This is a genomic window from Williamsia sp. 1138, from assembly GCF_002095435.2.
Lineage (GTDB): Bacteria > Actinomycetota > Actinomycetes > Mycobacteriales > Mycobacteriaceae > Williamsia.
Genome location: NZ_MJEJ02000046.1, coordinates 146417 through 163540, shown reverse-complemented (window position 1 = coordinate 163540; position 17124 = coordinate 146417). Strand labels below are relative to the sequence as shown.

Sequence of the window (17124 nt, the reverse complement as noted above, 5' to 3'; positions counted from 1 at the left end):
CTTTCGAGATGACAGACGATGACAAGGTCATCGTCGACACCGCGGCAGCGTTCGCGCGCAAGCGGATCGAGCCGTACTCACTCGACTGGGATGAGCGCAAGCACTTCCCGGTCGAGGAGTTACGGGAAGCTGCAGAGCTCGGCATGGCCGGGATCTACACCAGCGAAGACGTCGGGGGCAGCGGTCTGCGCCGGATCGACGGAGTGCGCATCTTCGAGGAACTGGCGAAGGCCGATCCCACGACCGCCGCGTTCCTGTCGATCCACAACATGTGCACGTGGATGGTCGACTCCTACGGGACCGAAGAGCAGCGGAACACGTGGGCGTCGAAGATGGCGTCGATGGAAGCCGTTGCCAGCTACTGCCTGACCGAGCCGGCCGTGGGTAGTGATGCCGCGGCGTTGCGTACCAAGGCGGTTCGCGATGGGGACGACTACGTGCTCGACGGGGTGAAGCAGTTCATCTCCGGTGGCGGCGTCTCCGACGTCTACGTGATGATGGCGCGCACCGGGGCCGAGGGTCCGCGCGGCATCTCCACGTTCATCGTTCCGTCCGACACCCCTGGGCTGTCGTTCGGTGCGAACGAGGCAAAGATGGGCTGGAATGCCCAGCCCACCGCGCAGGTCATCATGGAAGGTGCCCGAGTCCCCGCTGCCAACCTCCTCGGTGGAGAAGAAGGCAAGGGGTTCGGTATCGCCATGAACGGACTCAACGGCGGCCGCATCAACATCGCGGCGTGCTCGCTGGGAGGTGCGCAGGCGGCCTACAACAAGGCCATCAGCTACGTGTCCGATCGGGAAGCGTTCGGCGGCAAGCTGATCGACGAACCGACCATCAGGTTCACGCTGGCCGACATGGCCACCTCGTTGGAGACGTCGCGGCTGATCCTGTGGAAGGCCGCGAGTGCGCTCGATGCCGGCCACCCCGACAAGGTCGAATTGTGTGCGATGGCCAAGCGCTACGTCACCGACACCTGCTACGACGTGGCCGATCAGGCGCTGCAGTTGCACGGGGGGTACGGGTATCTGCGGGAATACGGTCTGGAGAAAATCGTCCGAGACCTCCGCGTGAACCGAATACTGGAGGGCACCAACGAGATCATGCGGGTCGTGATCGGCCGCGCTGAAGCGGACAAGTCGAGTAAGGGGCAGTACATATGAGCACGATCGCGTTTCTGGGTCTGGGAAACATGGGTGGACCCATGGCCAAGAATCTCGTCAACGCAGGCCATACGGTGCACGGGTACGACCTGTCGGCGGCGGCGATCGCGGCCGCCGAGGCGAACGGCGTCAACGTGGTCGCCGGCGGTATCGAAGCAGTCGCCGACGCCGACGTCGTGATCACGATGTTGCCCAGCGGTAAGGCCGTCCTGGACTGCTACGCGGAGATCCTGCCGGGCACCAAGACCGGTGCGCTGCTGATCGACAGCTCCACCATCTCGGTCGACGACGCCCGCAAGATCAATCAGCAGGCAGCCGATCACGGCTTCGCGCAGATCGACGCGCCGGTCTCCGGCGGTATCAAGGGTGCGGACGCGGGCACGTTGGCGTTCATGGTCGGCGGTACCGATGAGGCGTTCCTGGCCGCGCAGGCGATTCTCGAACCGATGGCGGGCAAGGTGATCCACTGCGGCGCCACCGGCAGCGGACAGGCCGCAAAGGTCTGCAACAACATGGTGCTCGCGGTGCAGCAGATCGCGATCGGCGAAGCCTTCGTCCTCGCCGAGAAGCTGGGTCTGGAGGCGCAGGCGCTGTTCGACGTGATCACCGGAGCCACCGGCAACTGCTGGTCCGTGCACACGAACTGCCCCGTTCCGGGACCGGTTCCGACGTCACCGGCGAACAACGAGTTCAAGCCGGGCTTCGCGACGGCCCTGATGAACAAGGATCTGGGCCTGGCGATGGCGGCGGTGGAGTCCACCGGTTCCACCGCGCCGCTCGGCGAGCACGCCGCAACGCTCTATGCGGACTTCGCGCAGGAACACGGTGCCAAGGACTTCAGCGCGATCATCGAGACGCTGCGCTGAGCTGATCCGGCGTCGGCATCCCCGTCCAGACGCCGTACGAACCCGAGAACGCAGCCGCCACATTTGCAAGCCGTGGCGGCTGCGTTCGTCGTATCGCCCGCAGTGACAGCGGCGACCATGAAGTCGGCGTTGATGTCACCCCACCATGATCTCCGCCGACGTAGCCAGGGGTGGTGGCGCAGATTTGTTAACCGTACTTCGCACGAATTCTCGGAACCAATTGTGCCGACCGGCCGACGGGACGAGCTGTCGCTGGTAGACATCAAGAGTAAGCGCAACGCTTTCCGAGGAGAGAAAAATGGCATCACCGAACACCCAGAAGTTCTACATCGACGGCGAGTGGGTGGATCCTGTTTCTTCCGCCACCCTCGACGTCATCAACCCGGCCACCGAGGCGAGCATCGCGACTATCGCACTCGGCGACGAGAAGGATGTCGACCGCGCGGTCACCGCGGCACGCAAAGCCTTCGACAGCTTCGCCGCGACCACCCGGGACGAGCGGATTGCTCTGCTGGAACGGGTGATCGAGGTGTATCAGACCCGCCTCGGCGACCTGGCCGAAGCGGTCAGCGCCGAAATGGGCGCACCCGTCGGCCTGGCATCTGCAGCGCAGGCCCCCGCCGGACTCGGACATTTCCTCAACACCCTCGAGGCCCTCAAGAACTTCGAGTTCGAAGAGACCATCGGGTCGACCACCGTTGTTTACGAGCCCGTCGGGGTCTGCGCGTTCATCACCCCGTGGAACTGGCCGCTCAATCAGATCGCCGCCAAGGTGGCTCCGGCGCTCGCATCGGGCTGCACGATGGTCCTCAAGCCGTCGGAGATCGCGCCGCTGAACGCGCTCGTTTTCGCCGAGATCATGGACGAGGCCGGTGTACCCAAGGGCGTGTTCAACCTCGTCAACGGCGACGGCCCGACCGTCGGCGCAGCGCTGTCGACGCATCCCGAGGTCGACATGGTCTCCTTCACCGGTTCGACGCGCGCAGGTATCGAGGTCGCCAAGAACGCGGCCCCGACCGTCAAGCGGGTTGCCCAGGAGCTCGGCGGCAAATCGGCCAACATCATTCTCGACGACGACGGGTTCTCGGATGCAGTGGCTCGCGACGTCGCTGCGATGGTGGTCAACTCGGGTCAGTCCTGCAACGCCGGTTCGCGCATCCTGGTGCCGGCAGCGCGGATGAACGAAGCTGCCGAGATCGCCGAGAAAACCGCGGAGCAGATCGTCGTCGGCTCGCCGGAGGATTCGGGAACCCACGTGGGGCCGGTCGTCTCCGAGGCCCAGTTCAACAAGATCCAGCGCCTGATCCAGACCGGGATCGACGAGGGCGCGGCCGTCGCCGCCGGCGGTGTCGGGCGTCCGGACGGTGTGGACGTGGGGTACTTCGTCAAGCCGACCGTGTTCGCCGACGTCACCAACGACATGACCATCGCCCGCGAGGAGATCTTCGGGCCGGTCATGGTCCTCATCGCCTATGAGGACGAAGACGACGCCGTCCGGATCGCGAACGACACGAACTACGGACTGTCCGGATACGTGTCGTCGGCCGACCCCGAAAAGGCCCGCAAGGTGGCCCGCCGGTTGCGGACCGGCAACGTGCACATCAACGGTGCCCCGATCGCGTTCGACTCCCCGTTCGGCGGATACAAGCAGTCCGGCAACGGACGCGAGTTCGGAAAGTTCGGGCTGGACGAATTCTTGGAGGCCAAGGCGATCTTCGGCGACAACGCCTGAGCTGAAGGCCTGATTCTTCCGGAAGCGAGGTCGGGTGGTCCGTTGCGGACCACCCGGCCTCGCGTCGTCTGCACATCAAGAGGATGATTTGCGGCGCAAGGTTCACTTCCGAGCTCGAACATCCAAGGCAGCAGGGACGGCTAACACGGTGGCAACCACGAGTACGCGGGCCGGCAACGACAAGAAACTGATGCTGTTCTCGGGACGGGGACATCCTGAGCTCGCTCGGCAGGTGGCGGCGGAGCTGGACATCGAGGTGACTCCTCAGACGGCCCGGGATTTCGCGAACGGTGAGATCTTCGTCCGCTTCGAAGAGTCGGTGCGCGGTTCGGACGCCTTCGTGCTGCAGAGTCACCCCCAGCCGCTCAACACCTGGCTGATGGAACAGCTCATCATGATCGACGCCCTCAAACGCGGCTCGGCGAAACGCATCACGGCGGTGCTGCCGTTCTATCCCTACGCCCGCCAGGACAAGAAGCACCGGGGTCGCGAGCCGATCTCGGCCCGGCTGATCGCCGATCTGCTCAAGACCGCGGGCGCGGATCGGCTCATCACGGTCGACCTGCACACCGATCAGATCCAGGGCTTCTTCGACGGCCCCGTCGATCACATGCACGCCGATCGCACCCTGACCGAATACATCGCCGGAAAATACGATCTGAAGACCATCACGGTGGTGTCCCCGGACTCCGGTCGGGTCCGTTCGGCGGAGAAGTGGGCCGACTCGTTCGGCGGCAGGCCGCTGGCGTTCATCCACAAGACCCGAGATCCGCTGGTGCCCAACCAGGTGAAGGCCAACCGCGTCGTCGGCGACGTCGACGGGCAGACCTGCATCCTGATCGACGACATGATCGACACCGGCGGCACCATCGCGGGCGCGGTGCGAGTGTTGAAAGAAGCGGGTGCCGGAGACGTGGTGATCGCCGCGACCCACGGCATCCTGTCCGAGCCCGCGACCGAGCGGCTGGCGAATTGCGGCGCGAAAGAGGTGGTCGTCACCAACACGCTGCCGATCGACGACAGCAAGCGTTTCGACACCCTCACCGAGCTGTCCATCGCTCCTCTGTTGGCCCGCACCATCCGGGAAGTCTTCGAGAACGGGTCGGTGACCTCGCTGTTCGACGGGCACGCCTAAAAGGACCGAGCAAACCATTCTCGACATGGACGGTCATCCAGTAAGGTAGAACGTGTTCTAGTTTTCCCGTTCTAAGGAGCCGCCATGGGCGAGGTACTCGACCGCATCGAAGAGCACGCCGACGAGATCCGGGCAGCCGGCGTCGAAGGCGACGAACTGATGCGGCTACCGGACACCTCAGCGCAGCGGTTGAGAGAAGCGGGCGTGATCAGGCTGCTGCAGCCGGTAGAGCACGGCGGCTTGTCCGCCCATCCCCGCGAGTTCGCCGAGACCGTGATGGGTGTTGCGGCCATGGACGGAGCCGCCGGCTGGGTCTCGGGCATCGTCGGGGTGCACCCGTGGGAACTGGCCTTCGCCGATCCGAAGCTGCAGGACGAGATCTGGGGCGACGACCCGGACACCTGGCTCGCCTCCCCGTACGCGCCGATGGGCGTGGCCACCCCGGTGGACGGCGGCTACACCCTCAAGGGACGCTGGCAGTTCTCCTCCGGCACCGACCACTGCCAGTGGATCGTGCTCGGCGCGATCCTGGGGGACGAGCGCGGTAAGCCGATCATGCCGCCGACCATCTTGCACGTGTTCTTGCCCCGTGCCGATTACACCATCGTCGACGACTCCTGGGACGTCGTCGGACTTCGCGGCACCGGATCCAAGGACGTGATCGTCGACGGCGCGTTCATTCCCGGCTACCGCACGCTGAACTCGGCGGACGTCATGGACGGCAGTGCGCCGCGCAATGCAGGGCGCACCGAGTCGACCTATCTCATGCCGTTCAGTTGCATGTTCCCCCTCGGCATCACCTCTGCGGTGATCGGTATCGCCGAGGGCGCGCTCGCCTGTCACATTGCCGCGCAAAAGGATCGGGTCGCGATCACCGGGCAGAAGATAAAGGAAGACCCGTACGTTCTCTACGCCATCGGTGAATCTGCCGCCGAGATCGCGGCGTCGCGGGCGGCGTTGCTCGAGACAGTCGACCGGTTCTACGACAAAACCGAAGCAGGCAAAGAGATCTCGTTCGACGAACGCGCGATCGGCCGACGTACCCAGACCGCCGCCGCCTGGCGTGCGGTGCGGGCTGTGGACGAGATCTTCGCGAGGTCGGGCGGGGGAGCGCTGCATCGAAAGTTCCCGATGCAGAGGTTCTTTCGCGATGCACACGCCGGCCTGGCGCACGCCATCCACGTCCCGGGTTCGATCTTCCATGCCTCTGCGCTCACCCAACTCGGCGGCGAACCCGAAGGCATGATGCGTTCGATGATCTAGCGCTCTGCGCGCACCACATTCGGCCCCGGTGGGGACTGCCGGGGGTAAATCGTCCTCGGCGGCTCACCAGGGGGCTGAAAGTGGTGGTTGTCTACTCGATCAGATGTCGCCGGAGTGCTTGCGGACGGCATTGATCGACTTCACCAACGCATTCGACTGGGACTCGGTCATGCCGACGTCCCCGAAGACCTCGTTGTTGAGCGCGATGGTCGCCTCGTCCACCGTGGTGCGGCCGGTGTCGGTGATCTCCACCAGCGTCGTCCGCCCGTCGGTGGGGTGCGGGACCCTGCGGACCAGGCCGGCTTCCTCCAGTCTGCGGATCGCATGCGTCACCGACGTGACGTGGACCTGTAGACGATCGCTGGCCTTGGTGATGGGGAGCGCGCCGCGTCGGCTGAAGGCGAGCAGTCGCAACAGCTCGAAGCGGGAAAAGCTCAGCTCCCACGGCTTGAGGACTGCCTCGACCCGCGCGAGCAATATCTGGTGCACTCGCATCACCGACGTCACGGCCTGCATGCCTCCGGCCACGTCACCCCAGCCGGCGTCTTCCCAGTTCTTCCGGGCTTCGGCGATCGGGTCGGGTCTGAACTCGCTGGGCATTCCCCTATTCAACATCAGTAGTCGGGCGCGACAGTGCGGTCCATGGCACGAGCGGTGCGTCACCATCCGATGGAACAGTGATCGTTGACACATTAGATACCGGAGCCTAGCGTCAGGAGTACCAAGCTTTCAGGAGGGCACATATGTCGGCACCAGCACGTGAGGCCATCGCAACCCGGTTGCTGGGCGGATCGGTCAAGCGATCGTATTCGCCCGTCGTAGACCTCGATTGGGACGCGCCTCTCGAAGAGGGAAAGTACTTTCTGCCACCGCGCGTGTGCAGCCTGTACGGCACCGATCTGTGGAACGGGCTGACCGAGGAGCAGCGCATCGAGGTCTCCCGGCAGGAGATGGCGAACATCCTCTCCATCGGTATCTGGTTCGAGAATCTCCTCAACCGGGCCCTGCTGCAACGACTCATGAACGAGGACCCGGCGTCGGCGAGCAGTCACTACGCGCTCACCGAGATGGGTGACGAATGCCGACACATGGTGATGTTCGGCCGGGCCATCGAACGCAGTGGCGCGCGGCCATATGGCATGTCGCTGCCCGAGCGAATCATCATGCTGCTCTTACCCTTCGGCCTCCGCGGTACGTTGCTGTGGGTGGCGGCGCTGGTCGGGGAGGAGATCTTCGACGCACTGCAGCGCGAGATGCTCGACGATCCCGAACTCCAGCCACTGGTATCGCGACTGATGCGGATCCATGTCACGGAGGAGGCCAGACACATCGGATTCGCCAGGGACGGCGTTGTTCGCAGGCGTCCGACCCGGGGGCGGTGGGAATCGATGATCGCAGCAAATGTCCACGGTCTGAGCGCACTTCGCTTCAAGTATCTGTTCACCAACCCGGCCATGTACGCCCGGGCGGGACTGGACAAGCACGAGGCCACCAAGGCTGCCCGCAGCAATCCGAACTTCCATCGCATGCAGGTGCTGGGGTTCGCGAGTCTGGGCAAGTTTCTCGAGGACAACGGCCTCATGAGCAGGTTCGCGCGCGGCCAGTGGCGGCGGGCGGGATTCCTGGAATGAGTTCTCTACGCGTGGGTGTGGTGGGAGGTGGCCCGGTGATCGACGCCCTACGGGTCCGGTTACGCGAGTCGGCGCTGGATGTCGAGGTCACCGATGTCGCCTCCGTTGGACACTTCGACACCACGCTGGACCGCTGGGGCGACGAGGCGGGCGTCCAGGTACTGGTGACGTCGGATCCCCCGCCCGCCGAGAACTATCTGGGGGTGGCGACCCACCAGCACCCCAACCTGTTCTACGCCGGCGCGCCCACGTCGTGGCCCCGTGCGGTCGCGGGGTACCTGGGCGCAGCCATCGAGGAACTCGCGCTGGCCGGGGCGAGTCGCGTGCAGGTGCGTCGCCCGATCGAACTGTCCTGGCTCGGGTACGTCCGCGCCACCGGCGGCACTCGCAAACTGGCGCGCAAACTCAAACGATTCGATGCGGACGACTTCGACTACACCAGCGCGGCGATACGAGACGACGATGTCTACGACGGCCTGGTCGTGATCGAGCACGACGACGAGGCGATCACCGCGCGCATGCGGGTCCAGGGCTACTTCGACCCGCTCGACGGACACTTCCACTGGGCAGGAATCGCATTCGGCGACCAGGTACGCGACCTCAAGGACAGGCGCGTGGCCGCGGTCGAAGTGGTCGTCGGTGACGAAGACCCGGTGCCCGCTCGGCTGACGGACATCACACCCTGGGGAACGGTCCGCATCACCGGCGTAGGTCGGCCGCCTTACCCGTTGGACGACATAGACATCCTGGCGCACCGCTAGCTCCGTAGACTGACAATGCGTGGCCGATGTGGTCACACCGGTCCAGGAGGAATCATGGCCAAAGAACTGAACAGAGCCCGCACCGATGCAATGAAGCAGACGGTCGCAGCGCACCCCGGAATGGTTGCGTTCGCGCTGGCGCCTGCCGTCGTCGTATTCGGCGTCCTGTGGCTCGTCACCAACTTCTGGCTCGCGCTGCTCGTCGGCCTGGTCGTCGGTGGCGGTGCCGCCTGGACCCTGTTGCGCCGCTAGACCTCGCGCGTACATGGCTGAACCCTCCGCACGAGTCGACAGCTGGATCTGGTCTGTCCGGCTCCTGAAGACCCGTTCCGCCGCCGCGTCCGCATGCCGCGGCGGTCACGTGAAGGTGAACGGGACACCCGCCAAACCCGCTCAGCACGTGGCCATCGGCGACGAGATCCGCCTCCGGGTGGGCGGCCGTGACCGCATCGTCGAAGTCGCCCGCGTCGTGGCCAAGCGAGTGGGGCCGGCAGTGGCCGCCGAATGTCTGATCGACCGCAGCCCGCCGCCACCACCGAAGGAAGTGCTGGCCGCCCTACCGCTGCGTGACCGCGGAGCCGGCAGACCCACCAAACGCGAGCGGCGGGACACCGATCGGCTGCGCGGGCGGTGAGAGCTGGCACTTCCGGAAGCACCCGAAAGGGCCAGTCGGCCTTCTCTACACTGCAACGTGTGAACACCTCGGCGGGTAAGAAATGGCTCGGAGCGCTGGCCGTGCTGGTGGCCGCCGTCCTGGCTCTTGCGGGATGCTCCGGCGACGACGCCGATGATGCGGCGCCGGCCGCGACCACCGAGTCAGCTCCTGGCAAGGCAGGCGGCGGCCCGTTTTTCGGGGAATGCGGGGGAGTCTCCGTCGAGGACGTCGCCCGGGTGAGCAAGATCCCGGGGCTGACCAACACGGTCAACAATCCATCGGTGTGTGAGTGGGTCACCGCGCAGGAACAGCTGGGACCGCAGTTGTCGTTCAACTGGTACCGCGGCAGCCCCATCGGGCGTGAGCGGGCCACCATCCAGCTCTCCCGCGACAGTGTCGAAGACGTCACCATCGACGGACATTCGGGCTTCATCGGGTCGAGCGAGGGCATCTGCGAGATCGGCATCGCCTTCGGTGCCGACTTCTTCGAATGGTCGGTGTCGTACGGCCTCGCCGTCGAAGGCGTGCCGACACCGTCCGTCGCCGAGATCTGTGCCACCGCCAAGACCCTTGCCACGCAGTCGATTGCGAACGCGAAATGATGCGCCGTAGAGCTGTGGGCGCGGTGCTGGCGATGCTGGCCGTCCTCACCCTGTTGGCTGGGTGCACCCGGGCGGTTGATGGCGACGCCACCTCGATCGGTGGCGGCGACGGATCATCGGACGGCAATGTCGACACCGACCGCTACGACGGCCTGATGTACGAGTGCGAGATGCTGCAGCCATCCGTGATCGCGAAGACCGTCGGCGGGACACTCGCCGAGCCGGGCTTCTACGGGGCGATCTGCCGATGGGTGGTCAACGGCCCGGTCATCACCGACGTGACGTTCAACTGGTTCGAGTGGGGCGACATCGAGGTCGAGAAGAGCACCGCCAAAGAACTCGGCTACACCACGGAGAACATCAAGGTCGCGAGCGTCACGGCGTTCACCCAGCGCAATCCTGCCCGCCCGGCCGCGTGTGGCGTGACCGCGCGATCACCCGATCGTGGCGTCTACACCTGGTGGGTAGAGCCGCGGACGGCGACGCCGATCGGCGATCCCTGTGCGGCCCCGACAAGGCTGATGGAACTGTTGCTCGGCGGCGGGCAGTAGTTTCTGCTCGCGGTTGCTGTGAGGAGTGTCGAGTTCGGGTCGCCGGCTGTGTTTTTTCGCTCCGCTTCGCTACGCGGGGGCAGGCGGCCGCCATCGCGTCGTCTTCCTTCCTCCTCGCATCGCTTCGCTCGCTCCTCGTCTGTCCAGACGACGCGGGCCGCCTGCCGGGCGGGGCGAGTTCGCCGTGCTCACCGTCGAGCGTGCCCTTCCGTGCGCCGAGCGTGCCTCTCCGTGCGCCGACCGGGCCTTTCCGGTCGACGACCGGGCCTTTCCGTGCGCCGACCGGGCCCTTTCGTGCATCGAGCGGGCTCTTTCAGTCGCTGAGCGTGCCCTTTCGTGCGTCGACCGGGCTCTATCAGGAGTCCACCGGGCCGTTGCTGTGAGGAGTATCGAGTTCGGGTCGCCGGCTGTGTTTTTTCGCTCCGCTTCGCTACGCGGGGCAGGCGGCCGCCATCGCGTCGTCTTCCTTCCTCCTCGCATCGCTTCGCTCGCTCCTCGTCTGTCCAGACGACGCGGGCCGCCTGCCGGGCGGGGCGAGTTCGCTGGGGTCAGCCTTGGAAGGCACGCTCGGCCCACGAAAGGGCACGCTCGGCGTACGGAAGGGCACGCTCGGCGTACGGAAGGGCACGGTGGGCGTACGGAAGGGCTCGGTCGGCGGGTAGCTCAGGCGGGGGGACGCTTCGTGATCGTGACCGTCGCAGCGACCTTGTCTTCGACGATCAGCCACATCCGCAGCTGATCGCTGACCCGTTCCCGTTTGATGGTCACCGTCGACTCGGGCGCGATGGCACGCAGATATTCGATGACGGCGCGGTGCGGCCCCTCCACGAGATCGGGATGGTCGAGCAGCTCATCCTCGACCGCTGCCCAGTAGGCGGCGTTGTTGAGGTGTTTGAACGGATCGAAGTCGGTCGCACGCAGGACGTGGTTTCGATCGGACTCCGTTGTCTCCGGAGCGGGGGCGGTGTTCATCGACTTCCATTTGAGCCGGTGCTCTGTCGCGCTCTCGCTGAGAAGGTCGAACGCGTTGTCGCTCAGCCGGGTCGGCAGGCCCTTGTCGTTGACGTTGATCCAGAACGCCTCGGTCTCGATCAGGCCGTCCTCGCGGGGCTCCGGATTGAAACGGTTCGTCTGGTGGGTCGAGGTGACGCGGACGCGCATGTTCGTCCACCGCGTCGAGAGTGCACCGCACCAGCGTTGCAACGTCACGTCGCCGGGCCACGAAATCGGCCTGATCACATCGATCACGGTGCGACGCACGATCCAGTACGGATCGCTGGTGTGAAACTCGGTCGCCTCAATGTTGTCGTTCGCGATGTCCTGCAGGTATCGGCTCAGTCCGTCCAGACGCAGCCGCATCTCCTGATCGATGTCGCCGGTGCGCACCCGATAGTTGGCCTCGTAGAAACGGGCCTGCTCGAGGCGTTCGGGCAGATCGATCGGGGTCAGAGCGTCGGTGGTCGGCTTGTCAGACATCAGCAGATCCTCTCATTCGAAGTCCCGGATCGGGGTCGGACGCTCCTGCAACACCCGGTGGCAGCATAGGTGGCTTCGCGCAGAGTGAGGTCTGCCACTACCGTTGTGGGACTGACGTCGAAGAGTGTCTCTGCGGTTGGGGTTGATCGAGGGTCTGGCGGCGTCTTCCACATGGTGGCCTAATCTGGACACCAATCTGGACAAGTGACAACCCCGAACGGCTCAGCCCTTGGCCGCCGGGGAAAAATCGAGTAAAAATTGGAACACGTTCCAATTCCGGAACGACGAGGATATTCGAGGTAGAGGCCGTATGGCGCACGTGATCACGCAGCCTTGCTGCAACGATGCCAGTTGCATCAGTGTCTGCCCGGTGAACTGTATTCATCCGACGCCGGATGAGCCCGAGTTCATCAGTGCTGAAATGTTGTACATCGATCCAGACACCTGCATCGATTGTGGTGCCTGCATCGACGAGTGCCCGGTGGAGGCCATCTTCCCCGACGATTCACTCGACGAGGGGCAGGAGCGCTACCTGCAGATCAACGCCGACTACTACACCGACCACGATGTCTCCGGTGGGTTGGTGCCGCCGCGCAAGAAGCCGCCGCTGCCCGCGGGCAAGGAACTGCACGTGGCGATCGTGGGCGCCGGTCCCGCTGCGTTCTACGCCGCCGAGGAACTGGTGAAGCACTCTGCGATCCGGGTGGACATGTTCGACCGGCTGCCGACGCCGTACGGGCTCGTGCGGGCCGGCGTCGCGCCAGACCACCCGTCGACCAAGGGGGTGGAGAAGACGTTCGCAGCGACCGCCGCCAAGCGAACGTTCGAATATTTCCTGAACGTCGAGATCGGCAAGCACATCAGTCACGACGAGTTGCTCGGTCACTACGGTGCGGTCATCTACGCCCACGGCGCCTCGACCGACAAGCACCTGGGGATCGAGGGTGAAGATCTGCCCGGCAGCATCGCGGCCACCGACTTCGTGGCCTGGTACAACGGCCACCCGGATTTCGCGGACCGCGACTTCGACCTGAGCGCTGAGCGGGCGGTGGTCGTCGGCAACGGCAACGTCGCCCTGGATGTGGCGCGGATCCTGCTCGACGACCCCGATCACCTGGGCAAGACCGATATCGCCGACCACGCCCTGGAGAAGTTGCGCTCGAGCAACATCAAAGAGGTTGTGCTGCTCGGGCGCCGGGGTATCGCGCAGGCCGCGTACACGAACTCCGAGTTCCTGGCGATGGGCGACATGGACGGGGTCGATGTGATCGTCGATCCCGACGAGTTGGTCCTCGACGCCGCCAACCAGAAGGCACAGGACTCCGGAACGCTCGACTCCACCATCGCGACCAAGGTGCGTATTGCGACGGAGTTCTCCGAGCGCACACCCACCGAGGGCAACAAGCGGGTGGTGTTCCGGTACCTGGTGTCGCCGTTGTCGATCAAGGGGTCCGACGACGGAATCGAGACCATCAGGTGCGTGCGGAACGAGTTCGTCGATGCCCCTGACGAGGCTGCGGACAATCCCGGCGACACCCCACGCCCGACGTCGGGCCGGGTGGCCATCAGGCCGACGGGTGAGGAGTTCGACCTGCCGGCCGGTCTGGTTATGCGGGCGATCGGTTACACCGGTCTGCCGCTGGACGGCCTGCCGTTCGACGGTGGGCAGGGTGTGGTGCCCAATGACGGTGGCCGGGTGCTCGATGCGAGAGACGGCGACCGGGTCGAAGGTGTCTACGTGACGGGCTGGATCAAGCGCGGTGCGACCGGCGGTATCGGTATGAACCGGTTGTGTGGTCAGGAAACCGCGATGGCCGTGATCGCCGACTTCACCGAAGGCAAACTCCCCGAACCAGCGAAATCACGCGAGCAGGTACCCGACCTGATCGCCGAACGTGGCGCCGGGCGGATCGCGAGTGATGGTTGGAAGAAGATCGATCTCGCCGAACGCACTGCGGGCAAAGAGGCGGGCCGCCGGCGGGTCAAATTGGTCAGTATCGAGGCGATGGAAGCCGCTGCGCGGGCCTGACCGCCGACCCGCGACGGCGGGCAGGCGCGACGGAGTTCGGCCGGACAGCGAGGACATCGCTGGGCGGATAAGGTTACGGCCACCCAAGGCCCGTACGAAAGGTCACAATGCGCATAGCTCTGCTGTCGTACCGAAGTAAGCCTCATTGCGGTGGACAGGGCGTTTATGTTCGTCACCTGTCGCGCGAATTGGCCCTCCTCGGTCATCAGGTCGAGGTGTTCTCCGGGCAGCCGTATCCCGATCTCGACGAGTCGGCCGTCGCAGCCGGTGTCACCCTCACCAAGGTTCCGAGCCTGGATCTCTACAACGACGAGAACCCCTTCCGGACGCCATGGCCGTGGGAGATCAAGAGCTGGATCGACGCGCTCGAGGTGCTGACGATGTGGACGGCCGGCTTTCCGGAGCCACTGACCTTCAGCCTCCGCGCGGCGAAGCTTCTCAAGAAGCGCACCGCGGACTTCGACGTGGTGCACGACAACCAGTGCCTCGGTTACGGGTTGCTGCAGATCGAACGCGGCGGCCTGCCGGTGGTCGCAACGATCCACCATCCGATCACCCGGGACCGCGAACTCGCGGTGAAGGCCGCGAAAGGCCTGCACAAGATCACCGCCCGGCGCTGGCACAGCTTCCTGCGCATGCAGGGAAAGGTCGCCCGGAAGATCCCGCGTCTGCTCACCGTCTCCAAGAGCAGCGAAGTGGACATCAGAAAAGCCTTCGGGATTCCCGAGGGCCGCCTGACCACCATCCCGCTGGGCGTCAACACCGATCAGTTCCGGCCATCGGCCGAGCGGGTCCCGGGCCGGATCGTCTGTGTCGCCAGCGCTGATGCGCCGCTCAAGGGCGTCTCGTACCTTCTCGAGGCGGTGGCCAAGCTGCGCGCCGAGCGCCAGGTCGAGCTCGTGCTGGTGTCGAAGTTGGTGGCCGGCGGCCCGTCGGACACCCGGATCGACGAGCTCTCGATCCGGGATTCGGTTCGGGTCGTCTCGGGTCTCGACGACGACGAACTCGCGGATCTGCTGGCCTCGGCCGAGGTCGCGTGTGTGCCGTCGCTCTACGAAGGGTTCTCGTTGCCCGCGGTCGAGGCGATGAGTTGCGGTACGCCTCTGGTCGCGACCAGGGCCGGGGCGATCCCAGAGGTGGTGGGCGAAGCGGAAGAGGCGGCGCTCCTGGTACCCCCGATGGACTCGGGTGCGCTCGCCACGGCACTCGGACGTCTGCTGGACGACGCGGAGTTGCGGGGCCGACTCGGGGCCGGCGGCCGCGAGCGGGTCGAGGCTCGATACAGCTGGGCAGCCGTCGCGGCCAAGACCGCACAGAACTACCAAGAGGCGATCGATGAGTTCGCCGGTACGACCACGTTCGGACAGTCAGAAGATATCGCCCCAGGAGGCAGCGTTGCTAACCGTTGATTTTGACCGGCTCGGTGTAAGTGCAGGAAGCAAGGTCATCGACATCGGCGCAGGCCAGGGCAGGCACTCGTTCGAGATGTTCCGTCGTGGTGCCGACGTGATCGCCTTCGACATGTCCGAGAGCGACATGGCCGACGTCGCCGAGATGTTCGACGCCATGATCGCCGAGGGGCAGGTGCCGGCATCGGCGAAAGCGCGTGCCGAGGTGGGCGACGCGCTGCGTTTGCCCTACGGCGACGGTGAGTTCGACGTGGTGCTGATGTCGGAGATCCTCGAGCACATCCCCGATGACACCGATGCCATCGCCGAGATGGCGCGCATTCTGGCCCCGGGCGGCGTCGCCGCGGTCACCGTCCCGCGGTACTGGCCGGAAAAGGTGTGTTGGACGTTCTCGGACGAATATCACGCCAACGAAGGCGGCCATGTCCGCATCTACAAGGCGTCTGAGTTGGCCGACAAGCTCCGCGGCGCGGGACTCGAGGTGACCGGTACCGACCATGCCCATGCCCTGCACGCGCCGTACTGGTGGCTCAAATGCGCTGTGGGCGTGGAGAAGAACGACAATCCGCTGGTCAAGGCGTACCACAAGCTGCTGGTGTGGGACATGATGAGCGCGCCCAAGCTGACCAGGGTCGGTGAGCAGGTGCTCAACCCGGTCATCGGCAAGAGCGTCATCCTCTACCTGCGCAAGCCGGCATAGGCAATGGCGGCGATCCCCGAGCTCGATGATCTGATCACAGCAGACGAGACGCTGGCCACCGGCCGCGCGATCGCGGCGATGCAGGAACCCTCCGGTGCCATGCCCTGGTTCCCCGGCGGACAGACCGACCCGTGGGATCACATCGAGTCCGCGATGGCGCTGAGCGCCACCGGGCTGATCGCCGAGGCCGAGGCCGCCTACGAGTGGTCGCGGCGCGAGCAGCGGGAGGACGGGTCATGGCCGATCCGCATGGTGGTCGGCGACATCGTCGATCCGAACACCGACAGCAACTTCTGCGCCTACATCGCGGTCGGGGTGTGGCACCACTACCTGATCACGTCAGATGTGCGGTTTCTGGAGAAGATGTGGCCGACGGTCTGTTCGGCCATCGACCTGGTGGTCGCCATGCAGGCGCCGGGAGGGCAGATCTACTGGGGCGCCACCTATCCGATGCCGGACCAGGCGTCGGGGTCGTTCCCGGGGATCTATCACTCCGCGCTGGTGACGGGCAATTCGAGTATCCATCAGGCGCTCGGATGCGCGGTTGCGATCGCGGCGGAGCTCGATCAGCCCTGCGAGCAGTGGCGGCTGTCATTGGGTCTGCTCGGCGACGCTCTCCGTAGCCGCCCGCACCTGTTCGAGCCGAAGTCCGAGTACTCGATGGACTGGTATTACCCCGTGCTGGGCGGCGCGATCCGGGGCCGGGCGGGGCAAGAGCTCATCGCCCAGCGGTGGGACGATTTCGTGGTCACCGACCTCGGCATCCGCTGCGTCGATCACCGGCCGTGGGTCACCGGAGCCGAGACGTGCGAGTTGGTACTGGCTCTCGATGCACTCGGCGACACCGCGGATGCTCTCGAGTTGCTCGGTGACATGCAGCATCTGCGGGATCCGGACGGCTCGTACTGGACCGGGCTCGTCTTCGCCGACGGGAAGCGCTGGCCCGTCGAGAAGAGTTGCTGGACATCGGCGGCCGTCGTCCTCGCGGTCGACGCGCTGAGCCGGACGACCCCGGGCAACGGCATCTTCCGGGACGCCGATCCGCAGGCGGAACTGTTCACCGGCAGGGAAATCCGCGCAATCTAGAACGTGTTACTGTTCTTCGACCTAGACTGGTGTCCAGTCACCGGTCCGTATCGGGCCGGTTCGAAGAG

Annotated in this window: 17 protein-coding genes; 15 read left to right on the top strand and 2 right to left on the bottom strand. The window is 65.3% G+C overall.

Annotated elements, in window-relative coordinates; translation table 11 throughout:
• Positions 1-8: 8 nt before the first annotated feature.
• The 5 genes from BH683_RS16990 (at position 9) to BH683_RS16970 (ending at position 6156) form a co-directional block, all read left to right on the top strand.
• Complete coding sequence (locus BH683_RS16990) at positions 9-1160, top strand: acyl-CoA dehydrogenase family protein (protein ID WP_246833432.1); 1152 nt, start codon at positions 9-11, stop codon at positions 1158-1160.
• Positions 1157-2026, top strand: a complete 870-nt coding sequence (mmsB, locus tag BH683_RS16985; protein ID WP_084837449.1) for a 3-hydroxyisobutyrate dehydrogenase — start codon at positions 1157-1159, stop codon at positions 2024-2026. The genes BH683_RS16990 and mmsB overlap by 4 nt, the downstream gene beginning before the upstream one ends.
• Before the next feature lie 298 nt (positions 2027-2324).
• Positions 2325-3758, top strand: a complete 1434-nt coding sequence (locus BH683_RS16980; RefSeq protein ID WP_084837448.1) for an aldehyde dehydrogenase family protein — start codon at positions 2325-2327, stop codon at positions 3756-3758.
• 148 nt (positions 3759-3906) lie between these two features.
• Complete coding sequence (locus tag BH683_RS16975) at positions 3907-4893, top strand: ribose-phosphate diphosphokinase (protein WP_281492323.1); 987 nt, start codon at positions 3907-3909, stop codon at positions 4891-4893.
• Positions 4894-4977: 84 nt separating this feature from the next.
• A complete protein-coding gene (locus tag BH683_RS16970) occupies positions 4978-6156 on the top strand; it encodes an acyl-CoA dehydrogenase family protein (protein ID WP_084837447.1) in 1179 nt (392 codons plus the stop codon).
• A gap of 99 nt (positions 6157-6255) precedes the next feature.
• On the opposite strand, the gene BH683_RS16965 is transcribed toward BH683_RS16970, so the two are convergent.
• Positions 6256-6771, bottom strand: coding sequence for a MarR family transcriptional regulator (locus tag BH683_RS16965; RefSeq protein ID WP_084837446.1), 516 nt, complete (start codon positions 6769-6771; stop codon positions 6256-6258).
• Positions 6772-6899: 128 nt separating this feature from the next.
• Between BH683_RS16965 and BH683_RS16960 the strand changes: the two genes are divergently transcribed.
• Genes BH683_RS16960 through BH683_RS16935 form a run of 6 tightly spaced genes read left to right on the top strand, consistent with a single transcriptional unit; the run spans position 6900 to position 10356 of the window.
• On the top strand, positions 6900-7787 hold the full coding sequence (locus BH683_RS16960; RefSeq protein WP_084837445.1) for a diiron oxygenase: 888 nt from the start codon (positions 6900-6902) through the stop codon (positions 7785-7787).
• Positions 7784-8548 carry a DUF4873 domain-containing protein gene (locus tag BH683_RS16955; RefSeq protein ID WP_084837444.1) on the top strand — a complete coding sequence of 255 codons (765 nt, stop codon included), beginning with the start codon at positions 7784-7786 and terminating at the stop codon, positions 8546-8548. The genes BH683_RS16960 and BH683_RS16955 overlap by 4 nt, the downstream gene beginning before the upstream one ends.
• Positions 8549-8602: 54 nt before the next feature.
• Entirely contained in the window at positions 8603-8800 is a 198-nt protein-coding gene (locus BH683_RS16950; protein ID WP_084837443.1) for a hypothetical protein, read from the top strand.
• 13 nt (positions 8801-8813) lie between these two features.
• Positions 8814-9182, top strand: a complete 369-nt coding sequence (locus BH683_RS16945) for an RNA-binding S4 domain-containing protein (RefSeq protein WP_084837442.1) — start codon at positions 8814-8816, stop codon at positions 9180-9182.
• Positions 9183-9241: 59 nt separating this feature from the next.
• Positions 9242-9805 carry a DUF3558 domain-containing protein gene (locus BH683_RS16940; RefSeq protein ID WP_246833431.1) on the top strand — a complete coding sequence of 188 codons (564 nt, stop codon included), beginning with the start codon at positions 9242-9244 and terminating at the stop codon, positions 9803-9805.
• Positions 9802-10356: a DUF3558 domain-containing protein gene (locus BH683_RS16935; RefSeq protein ID WP_084837441.1), complete on the top strand. Its 555-nt coding sequence runs from the start codon at positions 9802-9804 to the stop codon at positions 10354-10356. The genes BH683_RS16940 and BH683_RS16935 overlap by 4 nt, the downstream gene beginning before the upstream one ends.
• Before the next feature lie 663 nt (positions 10357-11019).
• Here the strand turns inward: BH683_RS16935 and BH683_RS16930 are convergent.
• Positions 11020-11832, bottom strand: a complete 813-nt coding sequence (locus BH683_RS16930; RefSeq protein WP_084837440.1) for an acyl-ACP thioesterase domain-containing protein — start codon at positions 11830-11832, stop codon at positions 11020-11022.
• Between the two features lie 310 nt (positions 11833-12142).
• On the opposite strand from BH683_RS16930, the gene BH683_RS16925 reads away from it, so the two are divergent.
• The 4 genes from BH683_RS16925 to BH683_RS16910 all read left to right on the top strand — a co-directional run bounded on the left by BH683_RS16925 (position 12143) and on the right by BH683_RS16910 (position 17056).
• Positions 12143-13861, top strand: a complete 1719-nt coding sequence (locus BH683_RS16925; RefSeq protein WP_084837439.1) for an FAD-dependent oxidoreductase — start codon at positions 12143-12145, stop codon at positions 13859-13861.
• 107 nt (positions 13862-13968) lie between these two features.
• On the top strand, positions 13969-15270 hold the full coding sequence (locus BH683_RS16920; RefSeq protein WP_084837438.1) for a glycosyltransferase family 4 protein: 1302 nt from the start codon (positions 13969-13971) through the stop codon (positions 15268-15270).
• A complete protein-coding gene (locus tag BH683_RS16915; RefSeq protein ID WP_084837437.1) occupies positions 15257-15970 on the top strand; it encodes a class I SAM-dependent methyltransferase in 714 nt (237 codons plus the stop codon). The genes BH683_RS16920 and BH683_RS16915 overlap by 14 nt, the downstream gene beginning before the upstream one ends.
• 3 nt (positions 15971-15973) lie before the next feature.
• On the top strand, positions 15974-17056 hold the full coding sequence (locus tag BH683_RS16910) for a prenyltransferase (protein ID WP_084837436.1): 1083 nt from the start codon (positions 15974-15976) through the stop codon (positions 17054-17056).
• Positions 17057-17124: the final 68 nt, after the last annotated feature.

Coding starts and splice junctions, on each gene's coding strand:
- BH683_RS16990 (WP_246833432.1), top strand. CDS start 9: ATGACAGACGATGACAAGGTCATCGTCGACACCGCGGCAGCGTTCGCG.
- mmsB (WP_084837449.1), top strand. CDS start 1,157: ATGAGCACGATCGCGTTTCTGGGTCTGGGAAACATGGGTGGACCCATG.
- BH683_RS16980 (WP_084837448.1), top strand. CDS start 2,325: ATGGCATCACCGAACACCCAGAAGTTCTACATCGACGGCGAGTGGGTG.
- BH683_RS16970 (WP_084837447.1), top strand. CDS start 4,978: ATGGGCGAGGTACTCGACCGCATCGAAGAGCACGCCGACGAGATCCGG.
- BH683_RS16965 (WP_084837446.1), bottom strand. CDS start 6,771: ATGTTGAATAGGGGAATGCCCAGCGAGTTCAGACCCGACCCGATCGCC.
- BH683_RS16960 (WP_084837445.1), top strand. CDS start 6,900: ATGTCGGCACCAGCACGTGAGGCCATCGCAACCCGGTTGCTGGGCGGA.
- BH683_RS16955 (WP_084837444.1), top strand. CDS start 7,784: ATGAGTTCTCTACGCGTGGGTGTGGTGGGAGGTGGCCCGGTGATCGAC.
- BH683_RS16950 (WP_084837443.1), top strand. CDS start 8,603: ATGGCCAAAGAACTGAACAGAGCCCGCACCGATGCAATGAAGCAGACG.
- BH683_RS16945 (WP_084837442.1), top strand. CDS start 8,814: ATGGCTGAACCCTCCGCACGAGTCGACAGCTGGATCTGGTCTGTCCGG.
- BH683_RS16935 (WP_084837441.1), top strand. CDS start 9,802: ATGATGCGCCGTAGAGCTGTGGGCGCGGTGCTGGCGATGCTGGCCGTC.
- BH683_RS16930 (WP_084837440.1), bottom strand. CDS start 11,832: ATGTCTGACAAGCCGACCACCGACGCTCTGACCCCGATCGATCTGCCC.
- BH683_RS16925 (WP_084837439.1), top strand. CDS start 12,143: ATGGCGCACGTGATCACGCAGCCTTGCTGCAACGATGCCAGTTGCATC.
- BH683_RS16920 (WP_084837438.1), top strand. CDS start 13,969: ATGCGCATAGCTCTGCTGTCGTACCGAAGTAAGCCTCATTGCGGTGGA.
- BH683_RS16910 (WP_084837436.1), top strand. CDS start 15,974: ATGGCGGCGATCCCCGAGCTCGATGATCTGATCACAGCAGACGAGACG.